The 20,587-nt window shown below is 69.2% G+C and carries 17 protein-coding genes; 5 read left to right on the plus strand and 12 right to left on the minus strand.

Annotated elements, in window-relative coordinates; genetic code table 11:
• Positions 1 to 437 precede the first annotated feature (437 nt).
• Positions 438 to 1,799, minus strand: coding sequence for a replication-associated recombination protein A (locus tag G406_RS0100810; protein ID WP_037074585.1), 1,362 nt, complete (start codon positions 1,797 to 1,799; stop codon positions 438 to 440).
• A 97-nt stretch (positions 1,800 to 1,896) separates the two neighbouring features.
• On the opposite strand from G406_RS0100810, the gene G406_RS0100815 reads away from it, so the two are divergent.
• The 3 genes from G406_RS0100815 (at position 1,897) to G406_RS0100825 (ending at position 5,191) form a co-directional block, all read left to right on the plus strand.
• Positions 1,897 to 2,397 carry an Lrp/AsnC family transcriptional regulator gene (locus G406_RS0100815; RefSeq protein WP_028932304.1) on the plus strand — a complete coding sequence of 167 codons (501 nt, stop codon included), beginning with the start codon at positions 1,897 to 1,899 and terminating at the stop codon, positions 2,395 to 2,397.
• A 10-nt stretch (positions 2,398 to 2,407) separates the two neighbouring features.
• Positions 2,408 to 3,565: an aminotransferase class I/II-fold pyridoxal phosphate-dependent enzyme gene (locus G406_RS0100820; RefSeq protein WP_028932305.1), complete on the plus strand. Its 1,158-nt coding sequence runs from the start codon at positions 2,408 to 2,410 to the stop codon at positions 3,563 to 3,565.
• 105 nt (positions 3,566 to 3,670) lie between these two features.
• Positions 3,671 to 5,191, plus strand: coding sequence for a DUF2637 domain-containing protein (locus G406_RS0100825; RefSeq protein WP_084215677.1), 1,521 nt, complete (start codon positions 3,671 to 3,673; stop codon positions 5,189 to 5,191).
• Between the two features lie 73 nt (positions 5,192 to 5,264).
• On the opposite strand, the gene G406_RS0100830 is transcribed toward G406_RS0100825, so the two are convergent.
• The 4 genes from G406_RS0100830 to aspS form a co-directional block, all read right to left on the minus strand.
• Entirely contained in the window at positions 5,265 to 6,074 is an 810-nt protein-coding gene (locus G406_RS0100830) for an SGNH/GDSL hydrolase family protein (RefSeq protein ID WP_084215678.1), read from the minus strand.
• Between the two features lie 114 nt (positions 6,075 to 6,188).
• Positions 6,189 to 7,424, minus strand: coding sequence for a hypothetical protein (locus tag G406_RS0100835; protein ID WP_028932308.1), 1,236 nt, complete (start codon positions 7,422 to 7,424; stop codon positions 6,189 to 6,191).
• An 11-nt stretch (positions 7,425 to 7,435) separates the two neighbouring features.
• Positions 7,436 to 8,377: a DUF389 domain-containing protein gene (locus tag G406_RS0100840; protein WP_028932309.1), complete on the minus strand. Its 942-nt coding sequence runs from the start codon at positions 8,375 to 8,377 to the stop codon at positions 7,436 to 7,438.
• A 9-nt stretch (positions 8,378 to 8,386) separates the two neighbouring features.
• On the minus strand, positions 8,387 to 10,168 hold the full coding sequence (gene aspS, locus G406_RS0100845) for an aspartate--tRNA ligase (protein ID WP_028932310.1): 1,782 nt from the start codon (positions 10,166 to 10,168) through the stop codon (positions 8,387 to 8,389).
• Positions 10,169 to 10,604: 436 nt separating this feature from the next.
• On the opposite strand from aspS, the gene G406_RS0100850 reads away from it, so the two are divergent.
• Entirely contained in the window at positions 10,605 to 11,237 is a 633-nt protein-coding gene (locus tag G406_RS0100850) for a class I SAM-dependent DNA methyltransferase (RefSeq protein ID WP_211241008.1), read from the plus strand.
• Here the strand turns inward: G406_RS0100850 and G406_RS0100855 are convergent.
• The 5 genes from G406_RS0100855 to G406_RS0100875 form a co-directional block, all read right to left on the minus strand.
• On the minus strand, positions 11,222 to 12,154 hold the full coding sequence (locus G406_RS0100855) for an LLM class F420-dependent oxidoreductase (RefSeq protein WP_028932312.1): 933 nt from the start codon (positions 12,152 to 12,154) through the stop codon (positions 11,222 to 11,224). The genes G406_RS0100850 and G406_RS0100855 overlap by 16 nt on opposite strands.
• A gap of 1,056 nt (positions 12,155 to 13,210) precedes the next feature.
• Entirely contained in the window at positions 13,211 to 14,632 is a 1,422-nt protein-coding gene (locus G406_RS0100860) for a purine-cytosine permease family protein (protein WP_245606965.1), read from the minus strand.
• Position 14,633: 1 nt separating this feature from the next.
• Positions 14,634 to 15,596: an isopenicillin N synthase family dioxygenase gene (locus G406_RS0100865; protein ID WP_028932314.1), complete on the minus strand. Its 963-nt coding sequence runs from the start codon at positions 15,594 to 15,596 to the stop codon at positions 14,634 to 14,636.
• The gene (locus G406_RS0100870; protein WP_037074818.1) at positions 15,593 to 16,060 is read right to left on the minus strand and encodes a nucleoside deaminase; all 468 of its coding nucleotides are present in this window, start codon (positions 16,058 to 16,060) and stop codon (positions 15,593 to 15,595) included. Before G406_RS0100870 ends, G406_RS0100865 begins: the two co-directional genes overlap by 4 nt.
• Positions 16,061 to 16,196: 136 nt before the next feature.
• Positions 16,197 to 17,252, minus strand: coding sequence for an Rv2578c family radical SAM protein (locus G406_RS0100875; RefSeq protein ID WP_028932772.1), 1,056 nt, complete (start codon positions 17,250 to 17,252; stop codon positions 16,197 to 16,199).
• 111 nt (positions 17,253 to 17,363) lie between these two features.
• Between G406_RS0100875 and G406_RS43915 the strand changes: the two genes are divergently transcribed.
• A complete protein-coding gene (locus G406_RS43915) occupies positions 17,364 to 18,650 on the plus strand; it encodes a YibE/F family protein (protein WP_245606966.1) in 1,287 nt (428 codons plus the stop codon).
• On the opposite strand, the gene hisS is transcribed toward G406_RS43915, so the two are convergent.
• Positions 18,616 to 19,878 carry a histidine--tRNA ligase gene (hisS, locus tag G406_RS0100885; RefSeq protein WP_028932316.1) on the minus strand — a complete coding sequence of 421 codons (1,263 nt, stop codon included), beginning with the start codon at positions 19,876 to 19,878 and terminating at the stop codon, positions 18,616 to 18,618. The two genes, G406_RS43915 and hisS, sit on opposite strands and share 35 nt — an antisense overlap.
• Positions 19,875 to 20,585 carry an MBL fold metallo-hydrolase gene (locus tag G406_RS0100890; RefSeq protein WP_028932317.1) on the minus strand — a complete coding sequence of 237 codons (711 nt, stop codon included), beginning with the start codon at positions 20,583 to 20,585 and terminating at the stop codon, positions 19,875 to 19,877. Before G406_RS0100890 ends, hisS begins: the two co-directional genes overlap by 4 nt.
• Between the last annotated feature and the right edge of the window lie 2 nt (positions 20,586 to 20,587).

Raw genomic sequence — 20,587 nt, forward strand, 5'->3', positions numbered from 1 at the left:
GGGCCACGGCTGCGCCGCGCCCCGGGAGGGGTGGTGGCGGGTGACTTCGCACAGCTTCGTGTCGTGTCGCAGATGTTCCAACATCTGCGACACAACACGACCCTCTGCAAGGTGAGCCAGAACCTCTGCGAGATGGGCGAGATGGGCGCGGTGGGCAAGGTGCGCGAGGTCCGCTCCGCGAGTCTCCCCGCAGGGGGTTCAGTGCAAAGCACTGCAAAGAACGCAACAGGCGAAGCAGAACGCAACCAGACAAGCGCGCGTCAAGCGAGGGCAGCGAAGCCGGAGCGAAGCGAACGGCGTAGCCGCCCAAGTTTCCGGTTGCGGGCCCCCGGAGCGAAGCGGAGCGGGGTCCCTGCCGGAAACTTTCGACGCGCGGGGGCCGGCCGGTGAGCACCTCCAGCCGGTGAGCACCTCCCGCCGGTGAGCACCTCCCGCCTCTACCCCCGGATGACCCTCCGCAGCTTCGGGACGCGCTCTGCCAGGGCCCGCTCGGCGCCGTGCTCGACGGGGTTGTAGTAGTCGCGGCCGACCAGCTCGTCTGGTGGGTACTGCTGGGCGAGCACGCCGTCGGGCACGTTGTGCGGGTAGCGGTAGCCGACGGCGTTGCCGAGTTTGGCCGCGCCGGCGTAGTGGCCGTCGCGCAGGTGGGGCGGGACGCCGCCGACGGCTCCGGACCGGACGTCGGTCATGGCGGCGTCGATCGCGGTGATCACCGAGTTCGACTTGGGCGCGGTGGCCAGGTGGATCGTGGCCTGCGCCAACGCCAGGCGGGCTTCGGGCAGGCCGACGAGCTGCACGGTCTGCGCGGCGGCGACCGCGAGCGGCAGCGCCGTCGGGTCGGCCATGCCGATGTCCTCGCTGGCGTGCACCATGAGCCGCCGCGCGATGAACCTCGGGTCCTCCCCCGCCACGATCATCCGGGCGAGGTAGTGCAGCGCGGCGTCGACGTCGGAACCGCGGATCGACTTGATGAACGCGCTGATGACGTCGTAGTGCTGGTCGCCGGCACGGTCGTACTGGACCGAGGCCTCCTCGACGACGGTGCGCACGATCTCCGCGTCGATCTCGGCCGCTCCGACGGCGCCGGCGGCGTCCGCGGCGGCCTCCAGCACGGTGAGCGAACGCCGGGCATCGCCCGCCGACAGCCGGACGAGCTGGTCGCGCGCGGGCTGGGAGAGGGTGAACCGGCCGTCGAGGCCCCGCTGGTCGGCCAGTGCCCGGTCGAGCAGCAACCCGATGTCGTCGTCGCTCAGCGACTCCAGCCGTAGTACCAGCGAGCGCGACAGGAGGGGGGTGACCACGGAGAACGACGGGTTCTCGGTGGTCGCGCCGACCAGCAGGACCAAGCGGTCCTCGACGGCGCCGAGCAGCGCGTCCTGCTGGGTCTTGGAGAACCGGTGGACCTCGTCGATGAACAGCACAGTGGTCTGGCCGGTGCGATCCAGCCTGCGCCGGGCGTCCTCGATGACCGTGCGCAGCTCCTTGACACCGGAGGACAGCGCGGACAGCGCGACGAAGTGCCTGTTGCCCTGCGCCGACATGAGCCGCGCGATGGTCGTCTTCCCGGTGCCGGGCGGGCCGTAGAGCAGCACCGAAGCCGGCGCCGCGCCCTCGACCAGGCGACGCAGCGGCGCGCCGGGGGTGAGCAGATGGGCCTGTCCGACGACTTCGTCCAGGCCTCGTGGGCGCATCCGGACCGCGAGCGGGGCGGTCGCCGACGGTTCCGGGGACGCCTGACCACCGACCGGTCCCGGTTCGGAGTCCGGTTCCAGGTCGAACAGGCCGTCACCGGCGTTCATCGAACTACTCACCCGGGTGACGCTACTGGGCCGACCGGTCGGGTGAGCCCGATCCCCTCCACCGATCCGGCCGTGGGTGAGCACTTAAGGTCGGAGCGTGCGCGAGATCCTGGAGATACTGGCCCGCGACGGGCACGCGACCCCCGAGCGGATCGCCACCATGACCGACATCCCCGTGCAGACCGTGCGAGAGCGGATCAGCGCGTGGGAGAACGAGGGCATCATCCGCCGGTACAAGGCGGTGGTGGACTGGGACCGCTACGACCAGGTGTCGGAGGCCGACCAGCCCGAGTCGATCACCGCGTTCATCGATCTGTCGATCGGCCCGGCCCGCGGTGTCGGCTTCGACGACGTCGCGGAACGCATCTCCCGGTTCCCCGAGGTCCGCTCCGTCTATCTGGTGTCCGGCAGCCAGGATCTGCGCTGCACCGTCACCGGGCGCACGCTGCGCGAGGTCAGCGACTTCGTGGCGCAGAAACTCTCGACGATCGACAGAGTGCACTCCACCGCCACCTACTTCGTGCTCAAGACCTACAAGCGCGACGGCGACGCGTTCATCGAGCCCGAGGCCGACCACCGCCTGCCCGTCGTCCCTTAGGAACCCCCAGATGAAGCCACTGAACAGCGTCATCTCGGCCTGTCCGCCGTCGGGCATCCGCCGGTTCTTCGACATCGCCGCGCAGCGCGCGGACGTCATCTCCCTCGGCGTCGGTGAACCGGACTTCGTGACGCCTTGGCGGGTGCGCGAGGCGGGCATCTTCGCCCTGGAGCACGGTGCGACCACCTACACCTCCAACGCGGGGCTGCCGCGGCTGCGTGAGCTGATCTGTGCCGAGCTGGCCGAGCGCTACCAGGTCGATTACGCGCCCGACGGCAACTGCGTGATCACGGCGGGCGTGTCCGAGGGGCTCGACCTGACGCTGCGGGTGCTGCTGGAGCCCGGTGAGGAGGTCATCGTCCCGGAGCCCTGCTACGTCGCCTACCAGCCGTGCGTCTCGTTCGCGGGCGGTGTGCCGGTGCCTGTGCCGACCAGCGCGGAGGACGGTTTCCGGCTGCGGCTCGACGTCATCGAGGCGGCCGTCACCGAGCGCACCAAGGCGATCCTGATCGGTTCGCCCGCCAACCCGACCGGCGCGGTGCAGACGCGCGAGGACCTCGCGGCGCTCGTCGCGCTGGCCGAGCGCCACGACCTGTACCTGATCTCCGACGAGATCTACGACCGCCTGACCTACACCGGCGCGCACACCTGTCTGCCGTCGCTGCCGGGCGCGATGGAGCGCACCGTGCTGCTCGGCGGCTTCTCGAAGGCGCACGCGATGACGGGGTGGCGCGTCGGCTACCTGTGTGCGCCCCGGCCGATCGCCGACCTGGCACTGCGCATGCACCAGTACACGATGCTGTGCGCGCCGCACGTGTCCCAGCTGGCTGCCGTGGAAGCCCTGCAGGCGGGTGGCTCGGACGTCGACGAGATGGTCGCCGACTACGACCGGCGCCGCCGGGTGTTCGTCAAAGGACTGCGCGGAATCGGCTTAGAGTGTCCTGAACCCGGTGGCGCGTTCTATGCATTCCCGTCGATCAGGAGCAGCGGGCTCGACTCCGAGACCTTCGCGGAACGCCTGTTGCACGCGCACGGAGTCGCCGTCGTACCGGGAAACGTCTTCGGAGCCCCAGGTGAAGGGCACATTCGGTGCTCATACGCCACAGCACTCCCACTCCTGGAGGAGGCGCTGGAAAGAATGGCCCGGTTCCTCGGCGAGTGCCGCTAGTTCCACGAACATCACAGTTGAGTGGAGGAACGACTACCCCACACCCTAGAGTGAACCTCGCGAACGACTGATCGGCAGAAGACGAGCGGAGACGGGGGCCTCTCCATGCCGGACCCTGATGCGGCCTGGAACAAGCCACCACCTCGACGCGAGAGCAGGTGGCGGCGGTTCACTGCCGCGCTACCGATGCGCACGGCGCTCATCGCCGTCGGTGTGGTGTGGGTACTCGGATGTGTCTGGTCCTACCAGGAGCAGAGTGAGTTCGCGGCGTCCAAGGGCTTCTCCTTCCCACACCTGTTGCCGTTGGTGATCGACGGTTTCGCGGTGTCGATGGCCGGAGTCTCGTGGGCCGCCTCGCTGGACGCCCGGCCGGCGATCCCGGCCCGGTTGGCCACGATCGTCGCGGTCGGAGCCTCGTCCGCGAGCAACGGTGTGTGGGCCTACCTGCGGGCCAACCACGACATGGTGACCGTCGTGCTCGGTGTCGCGGTGCCGATCGCGGCCAACCTGGCGTTCGAGGTGCTGCTCGCCGAGCTGCGCCGCCAGGTCCAGCGCCGTCGTGGGCTGCCGCCGCCCGTCGCGGTCCCCTACCCCCGGATGATCCGGATGGCGCTCGCGCCGTGGCAGACCTTCCGCGCCTGGCGCACCCTGGTACTGGACATCACCGCCATGGAGCACACGACCGCTCCGAGGGCTTCCGCGCAGCCGGAGGTCGCGACCCGCGCCACGGCCGAGGTGCTGGAAACCCGGTCGGACCCGCCTCGGGTCGAGGAACCGGTGACGCAGCCGAACACACTGTCGCCTCCGCAGGCACCGCAGGCGCTGCCGACCACAGCGGTCTTCACCGCCCCGGTCACCTTCACCACCCCGGGCGGACCGCCCAGGATCGAGCCGGCGCCACAGCCCGAGCCCACCGGTCCCGAGTACGCCTCGTCCGGCTACTACCGGCCCTCGGAGCCGGAGCACACCGACAACGGGTCGACCCGGCACGAGGCCGCCCAGTACCAGCCGACCCAGTACGAGCCGACCCGTTACGAGCCGACGCGATACGAACAGACGGCGTCCTTCACTCGCCCCGCCGAGCACGAGGCGGCCGCGTACGAACCGGAGCCCGAGCCGAACGGCACCTTCACCGCACCCGCCGCGCAGCCCGCCACGGCTCCCGCACGGCCCTCCTCTGCGTCGCAGTCCACCGCGCAGAGGGAATCCCACGTGGACACCTCGGCGCCGGAGCAGGCGCCCGCCGCGTCACCCGCATCACCGCCGCCCGCTCGCACCGCCCCTCGAGCCACCACACGCCGGGTCACGGCGCCCAGCCGGATCGCCACCAACGGCGGTTCGTCGAACGGTTCCGCCGACGGGCAGAGCGGCACCGCGGCGCCGAGGGCGAACGGTTCCGGCCGCCCGATCGACCGCAGGGTCGAACAGCTGGCCCAGCACCTGTCGACAGCGGAGGACGCGGACGGCTTCACCGGTGAGATGGTGGGCCCGCTGCTCAACATCGACGTGGCACCGCGCACCGGCCGCAGGCTGCTGGGCGCCGCCCGCGAGCTGCTGGAGCGCCGTGCGGCGGCCGAGGCGAACGGCGAGAACGACCCCGAGCTCAGCGTCATCGGCGGCCGCTGATCTGAATCCGTGAGTGATGTGGGTTGCCATAGCAGCCCACATCACTCACGGCTCCGCGGTGCCGGACCGGTCTTCAGTGGCGGAACTCGCGCAGGATCAGGCTCGCCGCGTGCGGCAGCAGATCGCCGCTTCGACGCCACAGCCACGGCAGTCCCTTGAACAGCAGCCACAACAGGTGGTGCACGGGCGTGACCTTGCGACCGCCGCCCAGGGTCAGCTCGACCGGACGGGGTACCGCGAAACCCGCCTCGACCAGCAGCCGCGCGAAACCCTCGGCGAGCAGCCGGTGCCCGAGCTCCGAGGGGTGGAGCCGGTCGACGCTCCAGGTCGCCCTGTCGTAGCCGCCGGGCAGCACATGCAGGTCGAGACAGCCGATGCCATGCGCACGGACCACGGTGTCGGTCATCGTGTTGAGCTGCCCGATGCGCTCGTGCAGCGCGCGGCGCAGCGGGCCGGGCAGCCAGAACACCTTGCTGTGGTCATGGAACCGCACGGTGAGCACGGTCGTCCCGGCGGCGCGCAGGGAGCTCACCACCGTGTCGTAGTCGGCGCCCAGCTCGACCGGGTCGAAGTCGGAGCGGAGCGTGTCGTTCATCCCGACGATCAGTACCGCCACGTCGGCGGGATGGCGCAGGGCGGTCGGGAGCTGGCGTTGCCGGACGTCCGCCATCCGGGCGCCGGGAAAGGACAGGTTGGCGTAGCGCACCGCGTCCCGGGCGCCCAGTGAGTCGAGCAGTATCGGTCCGAAGCCTCGCCATCCGCCTCCGGGCAGCGGGTCCCCGATGCCGACCGAGGTGGAATCGCCCAACAGAACAAGGCCACGGACCGGCCGGGGGGTCAGCTCGGCGGCGAGGGCCGGTTGCGAAATACTCACAGCGGTCACGGCTGTACACGATCACCAACGCGGACTCACCCACGGTGATGAGCGGATGACGCGCCGTGGACCGATTGCGGAACGGTCGGTGCCGATGCCCCGGAACGTGGTCCAGGGCATGTCTCAGACGGCTGCTCGGTGCCGGAACGCCGGATAGAGCGGTAGTTCGGTGGGTCCCTCGCCCAGCCGCCGCGCGAGCGCCCGCACCACTGATTCGGCAAGTTCGACGGTGGCCGGCCGTTCGCCGTTGCCCGCGTTCCTGGCCAGCTGGTTCCAGTAGTGCGCCAGTGCGAGCAACGCCCTCGGCGACCGCGTGGCGTTGCGGCCGATCAGCCCGTCGTCCGCCAGCCCCTTGGGCAGCAGCTGCTTGGTGCACAGCCAGACCCAGAGCAGCTGCGCGTCCAGGAGCCGGTTCGCCAGCCGCCTCGGATCGTCGAGGTCGGGCCACACCACGACCACCTCGGAGCGCCACGCGGCGAGCATGGCCTCCGGCATGCCCGCCGGAAGCGCGAAGCTGCTTTCGCACGCCGGGAACGGCACCGTCGCGTAGGCGGCGTCCAGCAGGACGTCCCGGAAACAGCCCCACTCGAAGTCGACGAATCGGACACCCTTGCTCGTCACCAGGTTGTTGTCCGGGCAGGTGTCCGACGGACTGAACGCCCGGTACCGGGTGCCCCCGAGAAGGCGGGCCGTGGCGTTGGCCTCGGCGGCGGCGCCCGCACTGACCTGGACGTCGAGCCCGGAAGCCAGCAGGTCCGGCACGGTGGCGAACGCCGACCGCGCCTCGTCGGCCATCGGGTCCCGCCAGCTGCGCTCGCCGAGCCTGCGCAGCAACGCACCGAAGTCGTTCTCCCGCCCCGCCGTGACCGAGTGCAGCCGCCCGAGCGCGCGGGCCCAGTTGAGCAGGCACCGTTCGGCCGCGGCCGCGTCGCTGCCGAAGAGCTTGTCCGCCAGCGTCGAGGAGCGGCCCAGGTCTTCCAGGACGAGCAACCGGTTGGCCGGATCGTGCGCGATCAGCTCCGGGCTGGGCCGGTTGTCGCTGGGCATCGCGGTGAACAGCTGACAGCTCGCCGCCTCGTGCCGGAACCGGTCGGCCCTGCCCGGCGTGGCGTCCCGCTGATAGTGCTTGATCACCAGGCCCCGAGGCAGCCCGAACGGGTTCTCGGCGACCCGCGCGCGCAGCACCACCGACCGGGGACTGCCACCGAGATCCTCGGGGTCCGCCAGCGTCACGGTCGCGCCGTGCCTGCGGGTCAGCAGCTGTTCCGCCAGGTTGAGCGCTCGTACCACGGCCGCGGTCGACACGGTCGCGCTCTTCTTGGTGACAGCCGACCGACGGTCGGCAGAGGGGCGGGTCATCGATCTCGACACTACCCGTCGGACAGCCGGCGCCCCACTCGTGAACGCCGCCGGGTGACCGGCGACAGCAGCAGCACGGCGATGGCCGCGATGACCACTCCGACCAGGTTGACCAGCAGCTGCAGCGCCGACTCCAGCGCTCGGTCCCAGTCGCCCACGGTCGCGGCGACTGTGGCGTACGCGGCCGCCGGCACGGTGGTGACCGAGATGAAGACCCCGACGAGCGCGCTCGACTTGGCCGAGGTCAGCGACAGGATCCCGGCGGCACCGGCGAGCAGCGCGATGATGAAGGAGAACGGACCGACCTGGTAGATGAAGTCGACCTGGGTCAGACGGTGCATGTCACCGTCGTTGAACATGCCCATGCCCTCGAAGCTCAGACAGGCGACCGTGGTGATCACGATCGCCACCGGGAAGCCGACCCCCAGCGCGACGGCCGCACGTGTGACCAGGTCCCCCCTGCGCAGCACGACACCGACCGCGAGCGCGGCGAGCGGCCCGAACTCCGGGCCGAGCACCATCGCGCCGACGACCGTGACCGGCGAGTTGGTGATCGCGCCGATGGCGGCGAGCACACACGAGATGCTGAGGAACGCCACGAAACTCACCGTCAGCCGGGAGTCCTCGCCGGTCCTGGCGATCAGCTCGTCCCAGATCACCGCGTCCGCGGGGTCACCGGGCACGGCTTCCTCGGCGGCGTCGGCCGCGTCCGACAACGCGGTGTCGATCGACTCCAGGGTGATGCCGCCGGTGTGGTCGAGCCCCAGGTCGGTCAGCTCCGCCAGCACGCGGTCGGCGGCCTCCCTGGTCAGCGACGCTTCGAGCACGTCACCGACCGGCTGCACGGCGACGCCGCGCAGCACGGTCAGGTGAGTGGCTCCGGGTTCGTCGAGCAGCAGCTGGCGGACCTGGTCCGACTGGTCCGCCGGACACAGCACCCGCAGGTGCAGCATCGCCGATTCCTACGCGGTCTCTGGCTTGTCGCGCGCGGCGGGCTTCGCGTCGATACCGGCTTCCTTGCGCTGCTCGGCCGTGATCGGCGCCGGTGCCGAGGTCAGCGGGTCGAACCCGCCGCCGCTCTTCGGGAAGGCGATGACCTCACGCAGCGAGTCCGCGCCGGTCAGGAGCATGCACAGGCGGTCCCAGCCGATCGCGATACCGCCGTGCGGCGGCGGGCCGTAGTTGAACGCGTCCAGCAGGAAGCCGAACTTCTCCCGCTGCTCGGCCTCGTCCATCCCGAGCAGCGCGAACACCCGCTGCTGCAGGTCGGAGCGGTGGATACGGATCGAGCCGCCACCGATCTCGTTGCCGTTGCAGACGATGTCGTATGCGTAGGCCAGAGCCTGGTCGGGCGCCTCCTCGAAGCGGTCCAGCCATTCGTCGTTGGGCGAGGTGAACGGGTGGTGCACCGCGGTCCAGCCCAGCTCGTTGCCCTTGTCGTCGCGGATCCGCTCGAACATCGGGGCGTCGACGACCCAGACGAACGACCAGGCGCTCTCGTCGACCAGGTCGCACCGGCGGGCGATCTCGTTGCGGGCCGCACCCAACAGGGCGCGGGCGTCCGACTGGTGGCCCGCCGCGAAGAAGATGCAGTCACCGGGGCCCGCCCCGACGGCCTTGGCCAGCCCGTCGCGCTCGGTCTCGGACAGGTTCTTGACCACCGGGCCGCGCTCGTCGACGGTGCCGTCCTCGCCGATCAGGACGTAGGCGAGGCCCCTGGCGCCGCGCTGCTTCGCCCATTCCTGCCACGCGTCGAGCTGACGGCGGGCCTGCGAGGCACCACCGGGCATGACCACCGCACCGACGTACGGGTTCTGGAACACCCGGAAGCTCGTGGCCGAGAAGTACTCGGTGAGATCGGTCAGCTCGACCTCGAACCGCAGGTCGGGCTTGTCGCTGCCGTAGCGGGCCATCGCCTCGGCGTAGGTCAGACGGGCGATCGGCCGGGGAATCTCGTAGCCGGCGAGCTCCTTCCAGAGCGCACCGACGATCTCCTCGCCCAGCTCGATGATGTCGTCCTGGGTGACGAAGCTGGCCTCGACGTCCAGCTGGGTGAACTCCGGCTGGCGGTCGGCACGGAAGTCCTCGTCCCGGTAGCAGCGGGCGATCTGGTAGTAGCGCTCCAGGCCGGAGACCATCAGCAGCTGCTTGAACAGCTGCGGGCTCTGCGGCAGCGCGTACCAGGAGCCGGGGCGCAGCCGCGCCGGCACCAGGAAGTCGCGCGCGCCCTCCGGAGTGGAGCGGGTCAGCGTCGGCGTCTCGATCTCGACGAACTCACGCTCGTGCAGGACGTTGCGCGCGATGCGGTTGGCCTCACTGCGCAGCTTGATCGCGGCAGCCGGGCCGGAACGGCGCAGGTCCAGGTAGCGGTACTTGAGCCGGACCTCTTCGCCGACCTCGGTGTGCTCGTCGAGCGGGAACGGCAGCGGCGCGGACTCGGACAGCACGGTCAGCTCGGTGGCGGTGACCTCGATGGCGCCGGTCGGCAGGTCGGGGTTCTCGTTGCCCTCGGGGCGGATCGAGACCTCGCCGGTGATCTGGACGCAGAACTCGGCGCGCAACCGGTGCGCCCGCTCGGCCATCTCACCTTCGCGGAACACCACCTGCGCCGACCCGGAGGCGTCACGAAGATCGATGAAGATCACCCCGCCGTGATCGCGGCGGCGGGCGACCCAACCGGCCAGAGTCACGGTGTTACCGGCATTCTCGGCGCGCAGCGCGCCTGCGGGGTGCGTACGAATCACGATTCGTGAGGTTAGCCGCCTGCTCTTCCCACCCGGCAAGCGGCCATCGTGAGTGGCAAGGGCGTCTACCCCGGAGGGGCGCCGAAGGCGTAGGCGCTCGGAGCACTCACGACACGCTTTTCGTCGTGAGTGATCCGGGCGCCTATAGGCGCCCTTGCCACTCACGAGTCGACGGCGAAGCCGAGATGCCTTGAAGCCGGGCACGGGCTAAGCCGAGTACAGGCTAAGCCGGGCACGGGCTAAGCCGGGTACGGCTCTCTGTGGTCCCGACCGCGTGCAGAGAGTGCACTGCCTCGGGGCCTCGTGAGTGCTGAGGGCGCCTATAGCCGGACTGGACCCTCACGACGGAAAAGCTGTCGTGAGTGCCCACTCCGGCTACGCTTCGCGCCCCTTCGGGGTAGACGCCCTCATCACTCACGAGGGAGAGGATTGGGGGGTGCGGGAGAGCAGAGTGGGACAGGGTGCGGCGTTTGATGCCATTGGCGCGGCGTACGACGACGCGTTCCCCGACAAGGAGGGGCAGCTCGCGGCCGGGGCCTGGCTGGTGGACTCGTTGCCCGCCGGGTCGCGCGTCCTCGACCTCGGCTGCGGCACGGGCGTCCCGACGGCACGCCAGCTCACCGACGCCGGGCTGGACGTGCTGGGCATCGACCTGTCCGCCCGCATGGTGGAGCTGGCGCGACAACGGGTGCCGTCGGCGACCTTCCGCCTGCTCGACATCGCCGACCTGCGTCCGGGCGCCGAGTCGTTCGCCGGGGTCGCCGCGTTCTTCTCGCTGCTGATGCTGCCCCGCGCGGAGATCCCCGAAGCGCTCGCGACCGTGCGGCAGGTGCTCGGTGCAGGTGGTCTGCTGACGCTGTCCATGGTGGAGGCCGACGTCGACTACCAGCCGATTCCGTTCCTCGGCCAGACGATCCGGGTGTCCGGCTACCGCTTCGACGACCTGTGTGCCATCGTCGCGGCGGCGGGTTTCGACATCGTCGGCACGGATACCCGCACCTACGCACCGGCCGTCGGCGGCGCACCGCCCGAGCAGCAGCACTTCCTGCGCTGTCAGCGTTCCGGCTGACGCAGCAGCGGGATGACCGGCGCGAACGTCTCCAGATAGGGCGCGTGCACGGTGATGTAGGAGAACCCGTAGCGCTCCCGGCGGTCACGGAGCTGCGACGCCATCTCCTCGGCGGTGCCGATGAGCACGAACGGCGTGTCGAGCAGCTCGTCGAGCGTCATGGTGGCGCCGAAGCGTTCCAGCAGCTCACGCCCGGCAGTCTCCCGATCGTCGGTCTCGACGACGGCCTGCACGAGCAGATGCCATTCGACCGCGTCGGCCCGCGAGCCAGCGCACTCGCGGGCGAAGCGGACCCGCTCGTCGGCCTCGCTCGCGGTGCCGATGCGGAACGTGCCGGGTGGCTTGCCCGGCAGCTGGTAGATGCCCGCGACGCCGATGATGTCGGCGTGCTCGGCGGCGATCCGCAGCACCCGGTCGCCGGTGCCGCCGATGATCAGCGGCGGCCCGGTGCCGCCGAACCCGTGCCGCTGCACCGGGCGCGGTGCGGTGACCCGCCCGGCCAGCTGCTCGTAGTCGGCGGTGAGGTGTCGTCGCAGTTCGGGCAGGAGCTCGGCGAGCCGGGTGGCCCTCGTGCCGATCGGTCGCCACTCGATGCCCGCCTCGTCGAACTCCCACTTCATGTGACCGGCGCCCAACCCCAGCTCCAGTCGCCCCTCGGTAAGCAGGTCGACCGTCGCCACCTCGCGGGCGAGCAGCGCCGGGTTCCAGAACTCGGCGTTGAGCACCAGCGTGCCCACCCGCAGCCGCTCGGTGGCGTCGGCGGCCGCGACCAGTGTCGGGAAGGGCGCCGGGATGCCCAGATGGTCGGCGGCGAAGAGCGTGTCGTACCCGAGCTGCTCGACCCGACGGCAGGTCTGGAGGAACTCCTTCTTCGATCCGATGCCGAACACGTTGGTGGAGAAGCGGAACTCGCGCATACCGGCAACCCTGCCGGATCACACGCCCCCACGGTCCTCGCATCCGCTGCTGGCGCAACAGCCGCGTCACACAACAGAACGCATTTCGCAGTAGCCAAATCGCATTATTAGCTTAGCACATTAGACCAACAAGCACTCCACTCAATCGAGCATCGGTGTCGGCACGACCGTTTGACACCCGCGCTTGTTATCGACAACGAACGCACGACGGTCCCCGATAGTTGCAGCCAGTAACAACATATTTGCAATCGCGAACAAGTTAGCTCGCCACGTGACACTCGACCCTCGACGTCGTTGAGAGCGTTGTGAGGTCGATCGAGCAAACCGTCGTTCGACGTCTCACGCTCCAAGCGACCCACCTCGGCGAGATACCACAAACTCCAGATGCTACAGACAGGAAACGTCATGAGAACCACCCTGCGATCACTATTCGTAGCCTTAACGTTGCTAGCGTCATTAGTCGGACTCGCGCAAGTCGCATTCGCTGGCGAAGAATGCACAGACGGCTACCAAGGAAACTCGACTTGCGGCTACGTGGTAAATCAAAGCCATGTAGCAGTCAAGGTCGCACCAAACCGAACCGATGATGAGGTTGGCGTGGACGAATCGGGTGACTCAGACCAGAAGATAATCTCAATTAAAGATGGCGCAAGCTCCAAGCCCGCGATCACTGACGCTGATGCATTCCTGGTTCCAGTAGGATGCCGATACAACTACAGATACAAGTCTGATCTTGGCGGATCGCGAGGCCCGTTCAATCCGCTGCCATTCACGGACACCAGTCAAGGATGGAAGCCCCTGCACAACGGTGACCATGTTCTCATTGAGAGCATCAGCTGCTAGGAACAAGAGTGCTGAGTACCTAGAATTTAGTACTTATCGACCCATCGCGTCGCACTGACCTCTACCCCTTGAAGCCAACAGCACGCCGAGGTCAGTGCGGCACTGGTAATTACCAGACCCTTCACGCTCGCTTTGTCAAAATTGGCGAGTTTTGACGAATCGTAACTCCAATCAGTCAGCTTCACGAATCACCGCATCCACCAATGTGACATATTAGAAGGTGACTGGCTCATCGCCTGATCTACGTACCGCCAACGGCTTGAGCACGAAATACAGAACCCCTGCCAATGCGAAGCCCACTATGAATGCAACGTCACCGAGCTCCGGAATAATGACCGATATCACACCTTTGAACGCCTTTTGACTGGAAAACAGCACGACGGATACGACGATGCCCACCAGCATCGCTACCGGGCCGGCCCAGTTGCGATACCACTTGGCGTACAGCAACTGGTCGATCGCCCGACCGCGGCGCAGGTACTGGTCGGTGAGCATGACGCCGAGCCACGGCCCGATCCAGTAGGCGATGACCAGCAGGAAGCTCTCGTACTTGGCTCCCGCGTCGCTCAGCCCGAACCATGCGAGCACCAGCCCAACGATGCCGAACAACACCGCGACGAGCGCCCGGCGGAACATCAACGGCAGGCGGACGCCCAAAGTGAGGAAGGACATCGAGCCGGAGTAGATGTTGATCACGTTGGCGGACACCGCGCCGAGCACGATAGCGAGCAACGTCAACGCGGCCAGCCAACCGGGTAGCTGGGCGGTGAACGCCCGCGCCGGATTCTGCTCGTCGGTACCGCCTGCTGTGACCGACGCGGCTCCGACGATCTCCAGCAGAGTGCATGACACGAACGCGCCGAGGCCCGCGCACAGTCCGGTCCGCCGAGGATCGGTCTGGGCCGGCAGGTAGCGGGTGTAGTCCGCCGCGTAGGGCGTCCACCCCGCCACATAACCGAATGTCGCACCGACGGTCAGCAGGAACCCACCGGGGACCGGTGTGGCCGGCGCACCGGATTGGGTCTTCGCCAGGATCGTGATCGAGGTCGCCAGGAAGACCACACCGAGGAAGATCAGCGCGTACTTCTCGAAGGCCTGCACCAGGTTGTGCCCGAAGAACGCGATCAGTACCTGCGCCACGACCACGATCACCAGGCACAGCTGCGCGGGGAGCCCGGTCAGCGTGCTCAGCGCGAACGTGCCGCTCACGCTGTTGACCGCGAACCAGCCGATCCCGGCGCAGATCGAGTTCAGCCCGGCGGGCAGCGCGTTGCCCAGGTACCCGAACCCGATCCGGCTCAGCACCATCTGAGGCACGCCGTGCTTCGGCCCGCGCGCGGACAGCACGCCGTGCGCGGTCGCGCCGAGCAGGTTGCCGATGACCAGCGCCAGCACGGCCTCCCAGAAGCTCAGCCCGAACACCCCGACGGCGAGGACGCCGAGGAAGACGGTGGCGAACTCCAGATTGGGCGAGGTCCAGGTCCACAGCAGCTGCAGCGGCCGGCCGTGCCGGTCGCCCGCCGGGATGAACTCGACGCCGCCGGGTTCCACCGCGACCACCCGGTCGCCGTAGGTTCCCGGTCGGATCGGTTCGCCGGCGACTGCCCCGGTGGGGTCGGTCGGTCCGGCAGTCACATCAGCCAACGGTGATCGCCGCCAATTTCTCCGTCAGGTACTCGCCCCACACCACCGGCGGATAGCTGTTCCTGCCGATGGGCGGTGGCAACGTCTCGATCAACGCATTGTGGTCCGCTTCGTAGAAATAGACCAGCGACAGCAGCTCCTCCTCCGGCGCGTCGGCCGGCGGCGCCAGCACCCGGTGCCGGGTGGACCGCCACCGGTCACCGGTCCAGCGCGCCATCAGGTCGCCGAGGTTGACCGTGAACGCGTCCGGGTCGAACGGGGCGTCCACCCATTCCTCATCGGCCGTGAACACCTGCAGCCCACCCATACCAGGCTCCCGGTCCAGCACGGTGACGGTGCCGTAGTCGGTGTGCGGGCCGATCCGGAACTGACCCGGTTCCGGCTCGCCGACCTGGCGCAGCGCTGGGTACCAGTTGAGGTTGAAGCAGTAGGTCGGGTGTGTCAGGTAGGCGGTGAAGTGGTCCGCCGGAAGGCCGAGTGCGACGGCGCAGATCGACATCAGCTCGTCGGACAGCGCCCGCATCCTGTCGAGGTACTCGGTGAGGACGGCCTGCAGCTCCGGAATCTCCGAGGGCCACACGTTCGGCAGGAACCAGCGCTCGTCGGCCACCGGGTCGCCCGTGGGGTCGTCCGCGGACAACGAGTAGGACTCCTTGAGGTCGGCGGGCGTCGGTTCGCCCTCGACGTTGCCGTTCGCCTCCGCGCCCGGCGGGATCCAGCCCCGGCCGCCGACACTCACGGCGTAGCGGGCCTTGACCGGTTCCGGCAGCGCGAAGAACCGGCGAGCGGTCGCCCGGACCCGGTCACGTAGCTCCCGCTCGATGCCGTGACCGGTGATCAGCAGGAACCCCGCCCTGCGCAACGCGTCGTCGACCTGGTCGGCCACCGCGCGGCGCCCGGCCTCGGTTCCCTCGAACCACGGGGTCAGGTCGATGCTGGGGACGTAGTCGCTCATGCGGGCTCACCACCGATGTCCTCGAACCACAGTTCCGGCCGGGCCTCGATGAACTCGGTCATCAGCCCGATGCACTCCGGGTCCTGCAGGGTGCTCACCCGGGTGCCGTTCTCGGCCAGCCAATCCTGCCCGCCGTGGAACGTCGTGTTCTCGCCGACGATGACCTCACCGATGCCGAACTGGCGGACCAAGCCGCTGCAGTACCAGCACGGCGACAGCGTGGTCACCATGATCGTGTCGGCGTACCCGGGACGCCGACCCGCCGCGCGGAACGCCGAGGTCTCCGCGTGCATCGACGGATCGTCGTCCTGAACCCGGCGGTTGTGCCCGCTGCCGAGCAACGTGCCCGACCGGTCGAACAACGCCGCGCCGATCGGCACCCCACCCTCGGCAAGGCCTTTCCTGGCCTCCTCGACCGCCACCGCGAGCAGTGCGGCCGGATCCACGGAACTCGCTTCCACCATGGACATACCTTCTGCGAACGAGCCCTCGCAGGCAACGGTCCTTGTGTTTCGTCGAGGTAAACTCAGGCCACTCATTCAGTAATCATACTTATTAACCCCAGGTGGCTAGACCGTTCGGGCTAGGCCATGCGCCCATTCAGAGCAACGCCAGCTGCTCCCCCAGGTCCTCGGGGTCCGCCTTCCGGGGCAGACTCCCCCTCGACCAGCGTCCCTGCTCGTCGCCGGGAAGCCCGCGCTGCTCGGCGCCACCACCCAACCGGTGCCTGCGCAGCAGCGGCACCACCCGAGCGCTCAGCATCTCGCGGTAACGCTTGTCGACGTACGCACCGCGGCTGTACAGGCGCCGATACGGCTCGACCAGCGCCGGGTACTCCCGCGCCAGCCACGCCATGAACCAGTCCCGCGTGCCGGGACGCAGATGCAGAGCGAGCACGGTGGCACCGGCCGCGCCCGCCGCCGCGATCCGTCCGAGCAGCTCGTCGAGCGCCTCCTCGGAGTCGGTGAGCATCGGCAGGACCGGCGCTATCATCACACCGCACCGCAGGCCCAGGTCGGCAATCCGGCGAACCAGGTCGAGACGGGCGGCCGGGGTGGGGGTGCCCGGTTCGAGACTCGCCTGCAGGCTCCGGTCGGTCAGCGCGATCGACACCCCGAGCCCGACCGAGACGTCCTTCGCCGCGTCCGCGATCAGCGGCAGATCCCTGGCCAGCAACGTCCCCTTCGTCAGCACCGAGAACGGCGTGCCGGACCGGGCCAGCGCGGTGATCACGCCGGGCATCAACCGGTAGCGACCCTCGGCCCGCTGGTAGGGATCGGTGTTCGTCCCCATCGCGACGTGCTCGCGGGCCCATCGCCGTCCCCGCAACTCCCGCTGCAGCACCCTGGCCACGTTGACCTTGACCACGACCTGCCGGTCGAAGTCCTCCCCCGTGTCCAACTCCAGGTACGAGTGACTGTTACGAGCAAAGCAATAACGGCACGCATGACTGCAGCCCCGGTAGGGGTTGATCGTCCAGCCGAACGGCATCGCGCCGCCGGCCACCTTGTTCAGCGCCGACCGCGCCTCCACCTCGTGGAACACCATGCCCGCGAACTCCGGCGCACGCACCGTACGCAGGTAACCACCCATGCCGGGCAGCACCTCGTCCTCGCCGACCCCGTCGGCGCCCACCCGCTGAGCTCCCCACCGCATGCCAGAATTCGAACATATGTTCCCATAAGAAGCAAATCGCCTCGCCCAGGCACAGCTAGAGGGTTCAGGGGTGCGGCCGGTCCTCAGGTCGAGACCGGCAGGATGTCGCGCATGGGACGCCACGGTCAGGACAGCAGGCCCTCGCGAACCACCGCGCGACCGCCGGCGCCGGCGCCGGACCAGCACGGTCATGGCCACGGTCATGGCCACGGTCATGGCCACGGCCCGGCCTCGCCGGCCGGCCGGCGGGTCCACCTGCTACTGGTCGCACTGTTGGTGCCCGCCGCGCTGGCCAGCCTGGTCGGTGCGCTGCTGCTGTATCCGTTCGGCGGCGTCCACGCCGCCGCCGGGGTCCAGCAACAGACCGTCGACGCCGACGTCAGGCTGGTCACCCCGGCGGACTGCGGACAGCCGAACCCCGGTGAGCGCAACCAGGGGCCGAGGGGCTGTGTCGCGTTGAGCCTGATGATGACCACCGGCGACGCCGAGGGCCGGGGCATCGTCAGCATCGTCCCTGTCGAACCGACGACACCGGTGTACCGGGCGGGCGACGAGGTCGTGCTGCAGTTCAACGGCGGCGACCCGACCGACAGTGCTTCCTACCAGGTCATCGACTTCCAACGGAGCACATCGCTGTGGGTGCTGGGGCTGATGTTCGCCGGCGCGGTCATCCTGCTCGGCCGCTGGCGCGGGGTGGCCGCGCTCGTCGCTCTCGGGGCCAGCTTCGTGGTTCTGCTGCTCTTCATGCTGCCCGCGATCCTCGACGGGAGAAGCCCGCTGGCCGTGGCGCTCGTGGGCGCCTGTCTGATCATGTTCGTGGTGCTCTACCTGAGCCACGGGCTGTCCGCCAGGACCTCGACGGCCGTGCTCGGCACCCTGGTCAGCCTCGTCCTGATCGGCGTGCTGAGCGCGGTGTTCACCGAAGCCGCGCAGCTGACCGGCCTGGACGACCCCACCCAGAACCTCATCGCCGCGCTCGGGAACGGCACGAGGCTCAACCCGCAGGGCCTGCTGCTGGCCGGCTTCGTGATCGGGGCGCTCGGTGTCCTCGACGACGTGACGGTGACCCAGACCAGCGCGGTGTGGGAGCTGCGCCGCGCGAACTCGTCGCTCGGCGCGGCGCAGCTGTTCACCGCCGCGATGCGCATCGGGCGTGACCACATCTCGTCTGCGGTCAACACCCTGGTGCTCGCCTACGCGGGCACCGCCCTGCCGCTCATGCTGTTCTTCAGCGTCTCGGGTCTGAGCCTCGGCGGGGCGCTGAGCTCACAGGACGTCGCCAGTGAGCTGGTGCGCACCCTCGTCGGCAGCATCGGCCTGGTCGCCTCGGTACCCATCACCACGGGCGTGGCCGCGCTGGTGGCTAGTGCTGAAGAAGTTCCGACACTCGACCGATGACCTGGTCCAGCGGCACGTCGGTCTGCTCGCCGTCGGCGAGGTTCTTGACCCCCACCGTGCCCGCGTCCAGGTCCCGCTCGCCGAGGACCAGCGCCCAGCGCGCACCGGAGCGGTCGGCGGCCTTCATGGCGCCCTTCAGCCCGCGACCGCCGTATGCGAGATCGGCCCGGACCCCGGCGGCGCGCAGCTCACCGGCCAGGATGACCAGCCGCCGCTTCGCCTTCTCCCCCAGTGGAACGCAGAACACGTCGCAGCGCGCCGGGTCGCCCACGGTCAGCCCCTCGGCCTTCGCGGCCAGCAGCGTGCGGTCCACCCCGATGCCGAAGCCCACACCGGACAGCGGCTGGCCGCCGAGCTCGGCCATCAGCCCGTCGTACCGTCCGCCGCCGCCGATCCCGGACTGTGCACCCAGTCCGTCGTGCACGAACTCGAAGCAGGTCTTCGTGTAGTAGTCGAGCCCGCGCACCATCCGGGGGTTCTCCACGAAGGGCACGCCGAGGTCGCCCAGGTGCAGCTTGACCTGCTCGTAGTGCTCCCGGCACGCGTCGGACAGGTGATCACGCATCAGCGGAGCGTCGGTGAGCAGCTCTCGAACCTCGGGGCGCTTGTCGTCGAGCACCCGCAGCGGGTTCAGCTCGGCGCGTGCCCTGGTCTCCTCGTCGAGCGGGAGACCGCGCAGGAAGTCCTGCAGCAGCTGCCGGTAGGCGGGCCGGCAGGTGTCGTCGCCCAGCGAGGTGATCTCCAGCCGGAACCCGGTCAGCCCGATCGAGCGGAAACCCGCGTCGGCGACGGCGATCGTCTCGGCGTCCAGCGCTGGGTCGTCGACCCCGATCGCCTCGATGCCGACCTGCTGCAGCTGCCGGTAGCGGCCCGCCTGCGGACGCTCGTACCGGAAGAACGGACCGCTGTAGGCCAGCTTGACCGGCAAGGTCGCCCGGTCCAGACCGTGCTCGATGACCGCGCGGATCACCCCGGCGGTGCCCTCCGGACGGAGCGTGACCGACCGGCCGCCACGGTCGGAGAAGGTGTACATCTCTTTGCTGACCACGTCGGTCGATTCCCCGATGCCCCGTGCGAACAGCGCGGTGTCCTCGAAGATCGGCAGCTCGATCAGCCCGTAGCCGGCGTTCGTCGCGGCCGCGACGAGCCGCTCACGCACCGCGCGAAATCCCGCCGAGTCGGGCGGGAAGTAGTCCGGGATGCCCTTGGGTGCGGCAAACGTGTTCATAATCCTCGTCGTCTCGATGATGCGGGCCCGGCGTCGCCTGGGACAGGGCCGAGCTCTCGCAGGAATGGGTTGGTGGCGCGCTCCTTGCCGACGGTCGTCGTCGGACCGTGGCCGGGCAGCACCAGTGCGTCGTCCCGCCGGGTCAGCAACTTGTCACGCAGACTGTCCATCATCTGCCCATGGTCGCCGCCGGGCAGATCGGTGCGTCCGATCGAGCCCGCGAACAGTGTGTCGCCCGCCAGGATCAGCTCGGTGTCTTCGGTCTCGCCGCTGAAGATCACCGAGCCGGGCGTATGGCCCGGCGTATGGTCGACCACCAGCCGGACACCGGCCAGCTCCAGCACGGCGCCGTCGGTGAGCTCACGCACCTGCCTCGGCTCGCGCATCTCGAACCGCCCGCCGAAGAACGCCGCCGCGTCCGCGCTGAGACCCTTCAGCGGGTCGGCCAGGAGGCTCCGGTCGTCCGGGTGGATCCACGCCGGGATGTCGTGGCCGTCGCACACCGGCGCCACGCTGAACGTGTGATCGAAGTGCCCATGCGTGAGCAGTACCGCGACCGGGGTGAGGCGATGCTCGCCGAGCAGCTTGTTCAGCGGCTCGATCGCGTCCTGACCTGGGTCGACGACGACGCACGGCTCACCGGCCGCCGCCGCCACGACGAAGCAGTTCGTGGCGAACGCCCCCGCCGGAAATCCCGCTACCAACACGG

It is taken from the genome of Actinospineispora spinosispora DSM 44797 (assembly GCF_000429025.1).
Taxonomy (GTDB): Bacteria; Actinomycetota; Actinomycetes; order Mycobacteriales; family Pseudonocardiaceae; genus Pseudonocardia; species Pseudonocardia spinosispora.

Bases quoted from the DNA above. Each gene is read 5' to 3' on its own strand.
- G406_RS0100810 (WP_037074585.1), bottom strand. From the start codon at position 1,799: ATGAACGCCGGTGACGGCCTGTTCGACCTGGAACCGGACTCCGAACCG.
- G406_RS0100820 (WP_028932305.1), top strand. From the start codon at position 2,408: ATGAAGCCACTGAACAGCGTCATCTCGGCCTGTCCGCCGTCGGGCATC.
- G406_RS0100825 (WP_084215677.1), top strand. From the start codon at position 3,671: ATGCCGGACCCTGATGCGGCCTGGAACAAGCCACCACCTCGACGCGAG.
- G406_RS0100835 (WP_028932308.1), bottom strand. From the start codon at position 7,424: ATGACCCGCCCCTCTGCCGACCGTCGGTCGGCTGTCACCAAGAAGAGC.
- G406_RS0100840 (WP_028932309.1), bottom strand. From the start codon at position 8,377: ATGCTGCACCTGCGGGTGCTGTGTCCGGCGGACCAGTCGGACCAGGTC.
- G406_RS0100855 (WP_028932312.1), bottom strand. From the start codon at position 12,154: ATGCGCGAGTTCCGCTTCTCCACCAACGTGTTCGGCATCGGATCGAAG.
- G406_RS0100865 (WP_028932314.1), bottom strand. From the start codon at position 15,596: ATGAGCGACTACGTCCCCAGCATCGACCTGACCCCGTGGTTCGAGGGA.
- G406_RS0100870 (WP_037074818.1), bottom strand. From the start codon at position 16,060: ATGGTGGAAGCGAGTTCCGTGGATCCGGCCGCACTGCTCGCGGTGGCG.
- G406_RS0100875 (WP_028932772.1), bottom strand. From the start codon at position 17,252: ATGCGGTGGGGAGCTCAGCGGGTGGGCGCCGACGGGGTCGGCGAGGAC.
- G406_RS43915 (WP_245606966.1), top strand. From the start codon at position 17,364: ATGGGACGCCACGGTCAGGACAGCAGGCCCTCGCGAACCACCGCGCGA.
- hisS (WP_028932316.1), bottom strand. From the start codon at position 19,878: ATGAACACGTTTGCCGCACCCAAGGGCATCCCGGACTACTTCCCGCCC.